This window comes from Pararoseomonas sp. SCSIO 73927 (assembly GCF_037040815.1).
GTDB lineage: Bacteria > Pseudomonadota > Alphaproteobacteria > Acetobacterales > Acetobacteraceae > Roseomonas.
Genome location: NZ_CP146232.1, coordinates 2959452 through 2972723, shown reverse-complemented (window position 1 = coordinate 2972723; position 13272 = coordinate 2959452). Strand labels below are relative to the sequence as shown.

Genomic DNA, 13272 nt, shown 5'->3' with positions numbered 1-13272 from the left:
CCGCCCCCATGGCTGTGGAGGGGGGGTTCCATGGCTGTCTATACCGAGGTGTCCGACGAGGCGTTGCGCGCCTTCCTCTCCGGCTACGACCTGGGGGAGCTGATCGCCTTCCGCGGCATCGCGGAGGGGGTAGAGAACAGCAACTACGCCCTGAAGGTCACGGGCGGGGACTTCATCCTTACCCTCTACGAGAAGCGCGTGGACCCGGCGGAACTCCCCTGGTTCCTCGGCCTGATGCGCCACCTGGCCGCCGGCGGCCTGGCCTGCCCGGAGCCTGTGGCCGGGCGAGACGGCGAGGCGCTGCGGGAGCTCGCCGGGCGCCCGGCCGCGATCTGCACCTTCCTGCCGGGCGTCTGGCCCCGGCGCCCCGCGGTGACCCATTGCGGCCCGCTCGGCGGCGCGCTGGCCGCCCTGCACGCGGCCGGGCAGGGCTTCACGGCGGAGCGGCCCAACTCGCTCGGCCCGCAGGGCTGGGGGCCGCTGCTGGAGCGCTGCCGGCCGAATGCGGACACGGTGCAGCCCGGCCTCTGCGCGGAGCTGGACGGGCATCTGGCGGGAATTCTGCGGGAGTGGCCGCCCCTCTCCGGTCAAGGCTCCCTGCCGCGCGGGCAGATCCACGCCGACCTCTTCCCCGACAACGTCTTTTTTCTGGAGGAGGCGCGCGGGAAGCCCCGCGTTTCCGGCCTTATCGACTTCTACTTCGCCTGCACGGACATCCTGGCCTACGACGTGGCCATCTGCCTCAACGCCTGGTGCTTCGAGCCGGACCTCTCCTTCAACATCACCAAGGCTCGCGCCCTGCTGGCCGGGTACGACGCTGTGCGGCCGCTCTCCGCCGCCGAGCGCGACGCGCTGCCCGTACTGTGCCGCGGCGCCGCGCTGCGCTTCCTGCTCACCCGCCTCTACGACTGGACCAACACGCCCCCCGGCGCGCTGGTGACGCGCAAGGACCCGCTGGAGTACCTGCGGCGCCTGCGCTTCCACGCGCAGGCCACCGGAGTTTCCGCTTATGGCGTCTGAGGACGTGCCCGCTCCCGCCTCCGCTGAGGCAGTGGTGGAGATCTGGACGGATGGCGGCTGCAAGCCCAACCCCGGCCCGGGCGGCTGGGGCGCCATCCTCCGCTTCGGTGCGCACGAGAAGGAGATGACGGGCGCCGATCCCGCCACCACCAACAACCGCATGGAGCTGACCGCCGCCGCCGCCGCTCTGGAAGCGCTGAACAAGCCCTGCCGCGTGGTGATCCACACGGACAGCGAGTACGTGCGGAACGGCGTGACCCGCTGGGTGCACGGCTGGGTGCGGAACAACTGGCGCAACGCCGCGAAGGAGCCGGTGGCGAATTACGAGCTGTGGCAGCGCCTGCTGGCCGCCGCCAAGCCGCACCAGATCGAGTGGAAGTGGGTGCGCGGCCACGCCGGGAACACGATGAACGAGCGGGCGGACAAGCTGGCGACGGCCGCGCGGATGGGCCTGGGGCGCTGACGTGTCCGCTAGGCCATAAAACAGCTTTGACCGCCCGCTAGCCCAGCCACCCCCAACTACACCGCTCTCACATCTAAGGTATCGAAACCTGCCGCCTCAACAAGAAACCAAGTACCGTCCAGATATGACTGCAATACAAGTCCAGACTGCAGACGCTCAGGATCAATAGATCCCAGAGCAATACACGACACCCTCCCGGCACCCCGGGAGGGGTCCCGCCCAGCATCAAATCGAGTGACCAACGCCCGGCACAGGGATGGTCTCTCTTGCCAGGACGGCAGGCATCCTGATCCCCTGTCGGGGGAGCAAGACTATGGACGACGAGACCCGGGACCCTGTGGCCGTGGGCATCCGGCAGATTGAGGACCTCATCCGCGGCGGGCACATCGGCGCCGCCGGGGTCGCCTTCGAACTGACGGCCAGCGGGCTGGCTCCCCATGCCGATGCCGCGCAGATGTCTCGCCTGCGGCAGCTGGCCAGGACGCTCGGGGCAGACGAATCCTTCCTGGAGGGGCATCCCCAAGCCGAGGCGGAGGTGGCCCAGGCATCACGGTTCGGGATGCACTGATGGCCGACTGCGCCTGGGCCGAGCGGTACGGCCATGGCGCCCGCCTGCCCCCCTGTCTCGTCCGGCAGCACCGCGAAGCCAATCCCGATTCACGTAGAGAGCGGACGCACCATGGGAGGACCTCCAACCGGGCCGTCCTGTGGTCGAGGGTAGCCTCGGGTGACCTCAGGGCGGGGCGATGCGACCCCAGCGACCGGGTCCGCGGGTACGAGGCCAGAGGCCTGAACCTGGGACAGTAGCCTGACCGGAACGTCATGGAGTCCAGCGCCCCACGAGGGACAACAGAGGCATCCAGGAAGGCGTCCGTCCTGCGGCTACGGTTCCTAGCCCGACTTGCGCATGCTCTCGCCCCGTGGGTTCATCGCCCGCCAGCCATCCACCCCATCCATCCGTCCAGTCCTGTGGGCCTTCTCCCCAGTCAGACACTCCGAGCCTCGGATACCCGAACCGACCATGCCTGAACTGACAGCCGAGACTCTGCTGAACACCGGTTTCAAGGACATCGGTGTCTGGTCGGAGTCGAAGGATGGAAAGGGGATCGAGTACCATCTGGATGGCATCAACCCCGAGGCGGACCGCCTGCTCCTAGCCGAGAGGAACGCCCTGTACGCGTTCGTACATGGGGAGAAGGTCAACTATGTCGGCAAGACCGCCCGAAGCATCCTCAAGCGCTTCGTCGGGTACCGGAAACCTCACAAGGGACAGCGAACGAACTGGCGCTGCAACGAGAAGATCCGGGAACTCCTCGCTCGCGGCGAGACCGTGAGGATTTACGTCTTCACCCCTCTTTCCCACCTCCGCTACGCAGAGTTCGAGATCAACCTGGCCGCCGGTCTCGAAGACGCTCTGATCGCTGCCTTCGATCCTCCCTGGAACGGCCGCGATGGGGCGAGGCCGGTCACCGAAGAGGCTGAGCGCGAGGCGCTGGAGGAAGAAGGCGATCTGGAAGCCGCTTCCGGGTCTGGGAGTCCGCCGCCGGGAATGGCTGCCCTGAACATGCCAGGAACTGCGTCCTTCGGTATCCGCCTCGGGGAGGCCTATTACCGGCAGGGGTTCATCAATCCAGGTGTCGACGCCAGCCGCTTCCTTGGAGGGGATGGCGAGCCGATGAGCATCGTCTTCGACGACGGCACAGAGGAGGTGATCTCCGCGATCAACAGGAAGGCGAACCGCACCGGGTCGGTCCGTGTGGTCGGCCGGAACCGCCTGATCGCGGAGTGGTTCCAGAAGCACTTCAGGGAAGGAGAGACGGTGGAGGCGCGCGTCCTGAGCCGGAACAGGATACTTCTGATCTCCAAGGCGGCCTGAGATGCTGATTCTTTACTCTGGTCATCCTCAATGAAAACGTCGGACAGCCCCATGATCGTCGCTGCCGATGCCACCCACCGGGGCGGGATCTGTGCCTGGGCGGTGGTGTTCGCGAACGGGCATGCGGCGACAGGCAGTGCCGATTCAAAGAGCATCAACGAGGGCGAGGTGCGGGCTGCCATCCTGGCACTGGACGAGACAGCGCCTGGAACGCCGCTCGTCATCATCAGTGACAGCGAGGCGCTCCTGCAAGCGATCCAACGAGGGAGAGGTGATCTGACACGGCGTCAGGTCTGGGCGGACTACCAGGAGGCCACGAGAAAATTCGGCCCTTCTTTCCTTATTCGGCGCGATGAATCAGCCGGAGAGGCAGAACTGCACAGGCAGGCCCACCATCTGGCACGTGCGGCGTGGATGGCAGCGAGTGATGAGGACGATCTGCTCGGCGACGCAAGGAAGGGCTGGCGTAGCACAAGGCTGTCCAGGCCAGGCATGGATGTGATCCTCAGCCGCGGCGGCTTTGATCTAATGTTCCACAGGGATCTGACGGCTTCCCAGCTGCGCGGCACACAAATCGAAATGGCGGGGATCATGGCGACCTGTGACTGCCGCTGGATCTCCGGCAAACACCTGCGCCTGTGTCCCAAGGAGAAGGACACGAGCCGGATCCTGACGGCCATAAAGCGCATCGTGACCGATATAGAGGGTCCATCGGGCGGGTGATGCTCGTCAGCCAAAAACTCTGACCGTGCCTAGTCGGCGCTACTCACCTGAAATCTGCAACGGCCTCCGGCATGATACCAAGGCGCCCGCTATAGAGCGTACCTCGCCGTCCCCCACGATCCCTCACCAGGGTGCGGGGCATACGGCGTCCGCCCCGGCCGTCCTGGGCGGTCAGGACCGGCCTGCCATAAAGCAGCGAGGGAACACGGGAGACTACTCCACCAGAAGGGCTCGCAGATCCGGCCAGCGCTCGACGAGCAGTCCGCAGAGTCCGGACTCTCCTTCAATTTCGACGAGTGGCATCTGCCGCCACCTTTCCTGACTGTCGGGCGGGATGGCGCCGTCGCAAGCCAGCGAGCCACCGCCGAAACGTGCGGACGCAGGAGTGCCCCCCTTTCCTCGATGATCATTCTCGACAGCCTGTAGAGAGCCGACTAGCGTCCCCTCCATGGACGGCATCCCGCCCTTTGCGAATGAGCTGCCCCGAAGCCTCCATGCTTCCCGGGTCGGCTGCGCCGTGCCGTCCGGCTGCACGCCCGAAGTCTCCCTGATAGCCGACGCCGCGGCCTGAGGCCGCACTGCCGCCCTGCGGCCCGCGTCGCCATCACCGAGACCCGTCCATGTCCCAGCCCCACACGACCGCCCGCGCCGGACAGCCTCCCGGCGGCCATGCCCTCCGCGAGGGTGGCAGCGCCCCGTCCAGGAACACCTCCCTCCCCCGCTACCGGCTACCCGATCCCCTGCCCCCGCTGCCCGGGGAGAGCCTGCCCGGCCTCGTCATGCGGAACGCAGCCAGGTACCAGCTGCAGGATCCCCGCCTGCTCTTCAGCCGCCTCGCCCTGCCCCCGCTCGGACTGCACACCCTCTGCCGCGCGGCGCCGAGGAGCGAGCAGGCCGAGGCCATGCGCGAACTGCTCGGCCTCCAGCCGGACGAGTGGGACCGCCTCGCCATGGGCACCGGGAATGACACGACCGTCCGGCTGGTCGGCCACACCGTCTCCCGGCATCTCGCCCGGATCGACCGGCGCCATGTATGCCCGGCCTGCCTGACCCAGGCGCCGTACCACCGGGCGTTCTGGTTCATCGACGCCGTTCCCATCTGCACCGAGCACCGATGCCGCCTGGTCGGGGACTGCCCAAGGTGCAGGTCCCCCCTCCGCTGGCAGGGGGCGGGCGTCCAACTCTGCGGTGCATGCCACTTCGACCTCCGCCAGGCCACCACGACGCCGGTCCCTGCAGAGGAACTCGCCGGAGCCATCGCCCTCAGGCGCCTCTTCGACCGCCTGGAGACCACCGGCGCTTCCCACCTGCCCCTGGAGTTCGGCGAGGCCCTCCGCCTGTCCATCCTCTTCGGCAGCCTGGCGGCCGATATCGGCATCTCGGACGGGCTGGACGCCATGATCCGGCGCGAGGGCCGCCGGATCCACCAGATCGTCGGTCTCGGCTGGCAGGTGCTGGAGGACTGGCCCCGGGGGTTCCACCGGTTCCTCGACGACCGGCTCGCGCGTTCGGCGGCGAGACCCGGCAAGACGGGCCTGCGCAAGGCGTTCGGCAGCCTCCACCAGCGCATCGGCCTCTGGCCGGACGGGCCGACCAGGGACCGCGTCATGGGAGCGCTCGCGATCTACATCACCGCCCGTCCGGATCTCGCCATCACTGCCCACGTCATGGCGCGCTTCCGCTCGGATGACGCCCTGGCCGCGCGCAACGTCACGATGAACGAGGCCCGCGACATGCTGGAGGTGTCGCCGGTGACCATGAAGCGGCTGGCCGACAGGCATGATCTCTTCCTCGTCCCGCCCTCAGGATCGGGCATCCCGAGCCTGCTGTCGGCCGAGAAGGTCCGGGACCTCCAGGCACGGCTCCGGGAAGGCCTCCTGGTGGAGGAGTGCCGCCGGATCGTCGGCGTCGGCCGCCCGGTCCTCGACCAGATCGAGAAGGCCGGACTCCTGGTCCGGATGCCCAGCGACCGGGCCATGACCAGCCATGTCTTCCACAGGGAGGACGTCGAGGCTTTCGTCCGCGCGTGCCGCGGAACCGCGCCCGTCCTGTCCATGGAGAAGGCCCGCTCCTCGTCGCTGGCTACCATCGCGGGAATGGTCTGCCCCGGCCGGTCCTATCCCGACATTTGCCGTGCCCTGGCGGAGGGACGCCTGCACGCACGGGCGGTCGTCGCCGGAGTTGCGGGGCTGCCAGGGATCCGCGTCCGCGCCGACGAGGTCAGGCAGGCCATCGCGGTCGGATCCGGCGACATGTCGGCCGTCGAGGTAGGTCATCTCCTCGGGGTCAAGCACCAAGCCGTGCGTGTCTGGGCGAGACGGGGGATGCTCCCTTCATCGCAGCAAGCTTCGGGTGACGGGTCGCTGCGCTTCCTGCGAAAGGATGTTGAGCGGTTTCGCGAGGTCTTCATACTGGGAGGAGAGGTCGCGGAACGGGCGGGGACGCCTGGATGCGGGACGTCCGTGCGGCACCTGGCCTTCCTCGGTATCGATCCGGTCTCCGGCCCCAAGGTCGATGGCTGCAGCGCCACCCTGTTCCGGAGGGCCGACGTCACCCCCGAGGTGCTGGCGTCGATCGCCCGACATCGCGCGGGGGAGGATCTCCCTCTCCAGGCACAGCGTGCCCGCTGCTCGTCCCAGGTCGGCAAGGCGATCGCCGTCCTGACGGCACGGTCCGGCCCTGGCACCCGGCGCGTGAACAACCGCCTGGAGGACCCCACGACGGGGCGGATCACGCAGGTGATCTCAGGCCGCAGGCACAGCATCGGCGGGACGTTCCGCTTCAGGCTGAACCGGGAGTCCCTGGACCGCCTTCTTGCGGCACGGGATGCCTACGTCGCGCTGGTGCCCGACCAGGGAGGGGAGTTCGTCCACGCCCCTGTCGCCGATGTCCTCGCCTTTGCGACGCCCGACCGGCAGGCGCTAGGTCTCCGCTTCGACCCCCTGGGGACGCCACTGGATCTGACCGGGCATGCGGTCTCCCTGGAGGCAGGAAGCGCACGGTAGCGCCGCCTGCCCAGGACAGCGGGCCTCGGTGCCGGATGCTGGAAATGGTCTGGCAGCCGTCGACACCGCAGGGCATACGGCCCCGAGAAAAGCACCAGGATCAGCCATGCCGATGGGCGAAGATGGTCTCGAGGTCTTCCAGGATCTCCTGCTTCATGGCCCTACGGAGCGGCAATCCGTGCTGCTGCAGGCCCTGGTGGCCCGGGCGACAGCGCCATGGCGTCACGTGCCGGACGCCGGGCAGAGGATCGCTGTGCCCACGTCCGACGAGGTGGTGGCGTTCGAGCGCGAGGCCGGGGACGGGCTGAAGGCGGCGGGCCTCGTGCTGTGGCAGCGCCTGGAGGGCTACGAGGTAACCAACATCGTGCCCCGGGATGGCCGCGAACTGGGCCGCGATGGATACAACGCGATCCTGATGGACTTCGTGCGGCGGATCGCGGAACCCGCAGCCAGCGAGAGCGGATTCTCCCTGGAGATCTCGGCCCCCACCCGCAGGCTCGAGGACTGGCTCTCGGCCGATGCGGCCCATGCGCTCCGGCGCTTCTCGGGCTCTGCGAACAAGTCGACAGGATCGTCCCATCCACTCGACCGGCGGCGCTGGCTGGCCTTCCTGCTACAGGTCCACCACGACGCGCGCCGGATGGACGGCTCCGAACTCTCGCGCTGGCTGGTCCAGGTCGAGGGCTGGCAGGAGGACCAGGCGTCGGAACTCGCCTCGGAGTACGACTTCGGCCTGGAACTCCTTGCTGCACGCGATCGTCAGGCGCCGTGAACGGGGAGATGCTGGCCAGGATCGCTGGTCTTGCCCTCCCCGTGCTCTGTCTGGACACCTGCACCGTCCTGGACGCGATGCGGGACCCTACCCGTGAGCAGGTCAAGCCGCACGAACGCGAGGCGGGGCTCTCGCTGCTCCTGGCCGCCGAAGGCGGGACTGCCCTGGTGGCGCTGGCCGCCGATCAGGTCCGGCTCGAGTTCGGCGGCAACATCGATTTGGTAGAGGCCGAGGCGTCCCGGTCGCTCGCCCGCCTGCGGGAGCAGCTGGGCCGGATAGAAGGGATCGCCGCCGTCTACGGCGCCCGGGGGACGGCCGACCTGGCGCATCTCGACGACCACGTGCCCCGCGCCCGGCGTGTCGCCGAGCGCTGGATGGCGGCGGCCATCGAGGTGGAGCGGTCGCCCGAGGTGGCGGCGCGGGCATTCGCGCGCCTGAACGCCGCACGGGCACCGGCCCGCAAGGGCAAGGATTCGATGAAGGACTGCGTCGTGGTGGAGACCTACATGGAGGTGGCCGCCAAGCTTCGCGCGGCGGGTCTCTCCTCGCCCATCGTCTTCGCGTCGTCCAACACGGCCGACTTCACGGATGGTCCGGGAAGCCGACCGAGAGCGGAACTCGTCGACGACTTCGCGGCGGCCCGCATCGAGTATGCCCCGAACCTCGGCGCCGCGAGGCATCTACTGGGCCTCTGAGGCTACCCTCGGAGCGAGGGCATCACGGCTCGCGGGCGTGGAAGGCGCTTGCCGAACCTGTCGACGGCCGAGCCGGGTCATCGCAGCCCCTCCAGCGACCCGATCGCGACCCTGCGGCAGGCCGGGCCGCCAGTCCGCTTCTAGGGGAGGACGCCCGTCCTGGTCCTCGGGCTTCAATCACGCCGGAGCCGATCTAGTCGTCGGCGCGCTGGACCTCGAAGCGGATCGTGCCCCGGATAGGATCGAGGGGCTCGTTGGCCGTGATGACATATTCGGCGTCGAAGGAAGCGATCTCATCCGCCGCTTCGAACGAGATGATGAATGGATCAAGGCTGGACACGTGGTGATGCTTGAGGCTGTCCAGCACGTAATGGACCCGGCGCTCCGCCGCATGTACCGATGTCGAGCGGTGGGTGTCCCGGAATGGGCCAAGTAGGGATATGCTATCCGGAAATGCGGCCGCCCGGACGATGCTGGCTCCCGGTCCTACTGGCCGCAGTGGCGGCGGTTCGGGTGCCTTGGGCTTCTCGGGCAGCTTTCTCTCCTCATCGTAGAGTACGATGCCGTGAGGGAAGGTGACGTTGACGTCGATTCCTGTCGCGGGGAGTGTCCCGGTGTTCTCCAGGACAAGTTCTACCTTCCTTGAACGCCTGACCAGCCGCGTCCACTCGGCTACCTCGTCCAGGTAGCAAGCGTATGACGAGTAGTATCGCTGGACAGAGGAGTTGTAGCCTTCGGTCTCCTCGCGGCTCCATTCGCTCGGCCGCGGTATTCTAAGCCCCTGGAAGATCGACGTGCGTTCACCCGCAAGGCGGGTGGTCGCTGGGGAGCGATGGGAGGCCGCCACGGGAAGCGGCAACATCGGCGTTTCCGCATTGATCTCCTCGAGGCTCTTCACCCCCTTCAGCTGGACGTCCTGAGAGATGATCCAGAGCTTACCGTCTTCGTCCCCCCACGTGACGACGAGCTCTGGCTGACGATGGCTGCTGCGACGTTCGGCGCGCTGGGCGGCCTTCGCCAGCCCGAGCCCCGGCACAATCCGTTCCCGCAGCTGCGGCTTCAGGGCTGCAGCAGCCTCCCGGATCGTCTCCTCCGTCGCATCCTTCCGAAGCTTGTAGGAGACGGGCGCCCGCCAATGCCGGAGGTCGAACGGCAGGTACTTCAGAGCCGCACCTTCGGCCTGGTTCATGACGAGCACGATGCGCTCGTGCGTGAGAACATTCATCGCGTAGCCGAGCTCGACCATGACGTTCGGGTTCGGCACCCGCTTGCCCGACGGCGTCGTGCAGATGGGTGTTACGTCGGCGACGAAGACCGCGGCCTCCCGGATCTTGCGCAGGATGGTCTCTGCGATCGGCGGCGACCCTCCTACGCCCTGCGTGTCGTGATCCACCTCGACACGGTCGCCTTCGAGAGGTGGCCCCTGCTCCCCGACCTCCTCATCCAGCGCATCGGCATCTGGCCGCTCGGCATCTTCAGCGCCATCCAGACCGTTGAGGTCGCGCGCAAGCTCGGCGAGGACATTCCGGACGAAGTACCGTCCGCAGGGCTGATGGGTGTCGCTCTGCCAGGACCAGAAAATCTTCATGCCCGGAGCATAGGAGTGCCAGCCAGGGTCAGGAAGTCGCTCCCGCGCCGTCCCCGGACGTGGGAGCCGGTCCGGAGGGCCGAAAACCCAGTCCGCGATGCTGAAGGCACTCAGGTCGTCCGGAACCGAAAGCATCAGGGTCTACCGTGGCGGCTGGCCATCGGACCGGGGCACCGGGGTTTGGTGGTCCTCGCGTCGCACCGCGACCGGACCCTGGCGACAGACCACCCTTAAACCCGTTCAGGAGCAGCTGCGCTGTCCGCAGGCCCGACCATGTGGTCGTGATGGGTTGCCCTCCTGTGATGTCTGGGTCATCCCGGGATGCCATGATCCCCGACACCCTGCTGAACGACAGCCCGATCGCGACCCCAGAAGCGGACGCCTACGGCCTGGATGCTTTCGCAGCCGCCCTGGCACGTGGCATCGCGCGGATGTCCGCCCCCGAAGGGTTTGTCATCGCTCTCGACGGTTCATGGGGGAGTGGCAAGAGCAGCGTGGTCAACCTCCTGCTCCATCACCTCCGGAACGACACCCCGGAAGGCCGCATGGAGATCCTCGCTTTCAGCCCCTGGTGGTTCGCAGGGGCCGAGGCGATGACCCGAGGCTTCTTCGAGACCCTTGCCGACACGGTCCAGGGATCGCTCAAGGGCCGGACACGCAGGAAGGCGAAGGAGGCGATGCAGGCGGTCTACGACCGTGTCCGCCCGGCCAAGCCGTTCGCGAGCGTGGCAGGGGACGCGGTGGCAGGCGCGGTGCCTCTCGGTTCCACCGCGGTCGCGCTGGCGGATGCCGCGATGGATCGGCTCGGAGCCAAGCGTCCATTGGCCGAGGAATACGCGCGCCTTGCCGACGCGCTCAGGGGCCAGGACCGCCGGACCCTGGTCGTGGTGGACGACATTGACCGGCTGGACCCCGACGACGCCATGCTCGTCTTCCAGCTCGTGAAGTCCGTGGGCCGCCTGCCGAACGTGCTCTACCTGCTTGCCTTCGACGGGACGGTCGCGGCCCGTCACCTCGAACGCCGCTTCGGGGCTGCCGGGGCCGACTACCTCGACAAGGTCGTGCAGGCCACCTACGGGCTGCCCGTCCCCGACCGCAGCCAGCTGCTGGCCGCCCTGCTCGCGGCCGTAAGTCCAATTTTCGGCGCCGCCGGGCCGTCGCGGAACCTGACACGGTTCGGCAACCACATGCACGACTGTGCCGCCCCCTGGCTCAGGACGCCCCGGGATGTCGTCCGGCTCGTCAACGCCATAACCGTCGGGTGGCCCGCAGTCGCAGGCGAGGCAGATGCCGCCGACTTCCTGGCCCTGGAAGCGATCAAGTTGTCCCATCCCGGGGTCCACCGGGCAATCCAGCGCAGCGCCTCCCGGCTCTGTGGGCTCGAGAACCTCGACTTCCGGCAGCGCCGGTCCGATGCGGATCGCGCGGCCGAATATGATGAACTCCTCCTCTCGGAAGTGGCGGAGGCGGACCGTGTGGGCCTCCGGATCGCCCTTCGGCGCCTCTTCCCCCGGCTGGACGGCGTCTATGCGAATACGTTCTACAGTGGGGATCGAGGCTCTGGCTGGCTGCGGGACCGGCTGGTCTGTTCGGCGCCCCACTTTGCTACCTACTTCCGGCTGTCGCCCTCGCGGGAGGTGCTGTCCTCAAGCGAGGTGGCGACGCTCCTCGCCGCACTGTCCGACGCTCCGCAGCTCCGCGGCCTTTTCCTAGCAGCGGTCGGGGAGAGGCGGGGAAGCAGTAGAGTCACCCAGGCCTCCCTCCTTCTGGAGGAACTCCGCCTCAGGGTCGAGGACATACCCGCTGCATCGCTGCAGCCGATGCTGGGTGCACTTTTCGAGGTGGCGGACGACATCGACAGCCGCGAGGATAACATCCGGGGCTTCCCAGGATGGGGAAACCAGCTCCGCCTCTGGTGGCTGCTCCGCGAGCTCCTGCCGCGGCACCTGGACCAAGACGGGCGCTCGACACTCCTCCTGTCGATCATTCAGCACGCCCAGGTCGGCTGGTCGTGCTATCTGGCTGAGATCGCCTGGGACGAGCACCACCCGACCGAACCTGCCAAGGAGGTGCCGTTGGACGAACGCCTCGTGACCCTCGATGGGGCAGTCGGCCTGCGGGCGTCGGCTCTCGAGGCGATCAGGCGGTCAGCCACGACCGGCGAACTGATAGCGCACCCGAGCCTGCGGTCACTCCTCTTTGCCTGGAAGAGGCTGGCTGAGGACGAAGGCAGACAGGTCCGCCGATGGACCCGGGCGCGCCTTGAGGAGGACCGTAGCGTCCTCAAATTCGCCGAGACCTTCATCTCCTACGGGGAGACGTATGCCCTGGGCGGCCTTGGCTCGCTCGGGGACCGGGTCGCTACCAGGATCCCACAGGTGGACCGGAGGGCCCTCGCCCGCGTCTGCGATATCGCACATCTCGACGAGAGGGCGGCCACCCTGCTCGCTGAGGGTGTCAGTCCGGAAAACGAAGCGATCCTGAAGCAGTTCCTGGAGACCAGAAAGCCGGAACCTACCGGGCCGGACCAGCCGTGAAACTTGGCACCTAGCGATCCGGCCAGTCGACATTGCAACGCCGGTGACCTCCTCCGATCAGCCCGGCAAGGATGTCCCGCGTGCGGGCCGGGGCCGTGGCCGCCGCCGAGGCACCGCGTGCATCTGCTCTGGTCCGATCCGATGCGCTTGCATCAGCCTCCGGCTGCTCCGGACCAGCGGCTCCCACAGGACGCCATCTCTGGGTTCGAATAGGCTCCACACCTCGTCTGCGGCGCGGATCAGCGCTCGGTCAGGGTGACCCGGCTCGCATCCCGCCCCGGCCCAGTCCTTGGGGGACATGCTGTCCGGATCGCGGAATATCTCGACCCACCAAGAGTCATACCCCGTCCAGCGCCGTGACCAGGCCTCCTCCGCCACTGTTCCGGCCAATGCGACCATCCGCTGCCTGTGCCGGGAGAACCGGGCGAACTCGGAGGACCGATGCCACATCTGCCCGATCCACGCCTTCTCGAAGGGACCGCACTGACGGCGCGGAGATATCCAGGCCCCGAGATCTCGCAGTCCCAAATGAGCACCGACGACGAAATGGCCTGCCTCATGCACGGCCGCGTGCCTACGGTCGTAGGCGAGGT

10 protein-coding genes are annotated in these 13272 nt (G+C 67.8%); 9 read left to right on the top strand and 1 reads right to left on the bottom strand.

The genetic code is table 11. The features are described 5' to 3' along the window. The first annotated feature begins 30 nt into the window (after positions 1-30). The 8 genes from VQH23_RS13845 (at position 31) to VQH23_RS13810 (ending at position 8554) form a co-directional block, all read left to right on the top strand. Positions 31-1020: a homoserine kinase gene (locus tag VQH23_RS13845; RefSeq protein WP_338661321.1), complete on the top strand. Its 990-nt coding sequence runs from the start codon at positions 31-33 to the stop codon at positions 1018-1020. Further along, entirely contained in the window at positions 1010-1483 is a 474-nt protein-coding gene (gene rnhA / locus VQH23_RS13840) for a ribonuclease HI (protein ID WP_338661320.1), read from the top strand. The genes VQH23_RS13845 and rnhA overlap by 11 nt, the downstream gene beginning before the upstream one ends. Before the next feature lie 313 nt (positions 1484-1796). After that, complete coding sequence (locus tag VQH23_RS13835; RefSeq protein WP_338661319.1) at positions 1797-2051, top strand: hypothetical protein; 255 nt, start codon at positions 1797-1799, stop codon at positions 2049-2051. Positions 2052-2504: 453 nt separating this feature from the next. Beyond that, positions 2505-3359: a GIY-YIG nuclease family protein gene (locus VQH23_RS13830; protein ID WP_338661318.1), complete on the top strand. Its 855-nt coding sequence runs from the start codon at positions 2505-2507 to the stop codon at positions 3357-3359. A 51-nt stretch (positions 3360-3410) separates the two neighbouring features. Further along, complete coding sequence (locus VQH23_RS13825; RefSeq protein WP_338661317.1) at positions 3411-4082, top strand: hypothetical protein; 672 nt, start codon at positions 3411-3413, stop codon at positions 4080-4082. Between the two features lie 620 nt (positions 4083-4702). Then, positions 4703-7087, top strand: a complete 2385-nt coding sequence (locus VQH23_RS13820) for a TniQ family protein (RefSeq protein WP_338661316.1) — start codon at positions 4703-4705, stop codon at positions 7085-7087. Positions 7088-7193: 106 nt separating this feature from the next. Continuing rightward, positions 7194-7859 (top strand): hypothetical protein, encoded by a 666-nt coding sequence (locus VQH23_RS13815; protein WP_338661315.1) that lies wholly within the window; start codon positions 7194-7196, stop codon positions 7857-7859. A gap of 8 nt (positions 7860-7867) precedes the next feature. Continuing rightward, positions 7868-8554 (top strand): hypothetical protein, encoded by a 687-nt coding sequence (locus VQH23_RS13810; protein WP_338661314.1) that lies wholly within the window; start codon positions 7868-7870, stop codon positions 8552-8554. 193 nt (positions 8555-8747) lie between these two features. On the opposite strand, the gene VQH23_RS13805 is transcribed toward VQH23_RS13810, so the two are convergent. After that, the gene (locus VQH23_RS13805) at positions 8748-10142 is read right to left on the bottom strand and encodes a hypothetical protein (RefSeq protein ID WP_338661313.1); all 1395 of its coding nucleotides are present in this window, start codon (positions 10140-10142) and stop codon (positions 8748-8750) included. Positions 10143-10468: 326 nt separating this feature from the next. Here VQH23_RS13805 and VQH23_RS13800 point away from each other — a divergent pair, with 326 nt between their 5' ends. Beyond that, positions 10469-12679: a P-loop NTPase fold protein gene (locus VQH23_RS13800; RefSeq protein WP_338661312.1), complete on the top strand. Its 2211-nt coding sequence runs from the start codon at positions 10469-10471 to the stop codon at positions 12677-12679. Positions 12680-13272 lie beyond the last annotated feature (593 nt).

Excerpts from the sequence above, each read along its gene's own strand:
- VQH23_RS13845 (WP_338661321.1), top strand. The coding sequence starts at position 31 with ATGGCTGTCTATACCGAGGTGTCCGACGAGGCGTTGCGCGCCTTCCTC.
- rnhA (WP_338661320.1), top strand. The coding sequence starts at position 1,010 with ATGGCGTCTGAGGACGTGCCCGCTCCCGCCTCCGCTGAGGCAGTGGTG.
- VQH23_RS13835 (WP_338661319.1), top strand. The coding sequence starts at position 1,797 with ATGGACGACGAGACCCGGGACCCTGTGGCCGTGGGCATCCGGCAGATT.
- VQH23_RS13830 (WP_338661318.1), top strand. The coding sequence starts at position 2,505 with ATGCCTGAACTGACAGCCGAGACTCTGCTGAACACCGGTTTCAAGGAC.
- VQH23_RS13825 (WP_338661317.1), top strand. The coding sequence starts at position 3,411 with ATGATCGTCGCTGCCGATGCCACCCACCGGGGCGGGATCTGTGCCTGG.
- VQH23_RS13820 (WP_338661316.1), top strand. The coding sequence starts at position 4,703 with ATGTCCCAGCCCCACACGACCGCCCGCGCCGGACAGCCTCCCGGCGGC.
- VQH23_RS13815 (WP_338661315.1), top strand. The coding sequence starts at position 7,194 with ATGCCGATGGGCGAAGATGGTCTCGAGGTCTTCCAGGATCTCCTGCTT.
- VQH23_RS13810 (WP_338661314.1), top strand. The coding sequence starts at position 7,868 with ATGCTGGCCAGGATCGCTGGTCTTGCCCTCCCCGTGCTCTGTCTGGAC.
- VQH23_RS13805 (WP_338661313.1), bottom strand. The coding sequence starts at position 10,142 with ATGAAGATTTTCTGGTCCTGGCAGAGCGACACCCATCAGCCCTGCGGA.
- VQH23_RS13800 (WP_338661312.1), top strand. The coding sequence starts at position 10,469 with ATGATCCCCGACACCCTGCTGAACGACAGCCCGATCGCGACCCCAGAA.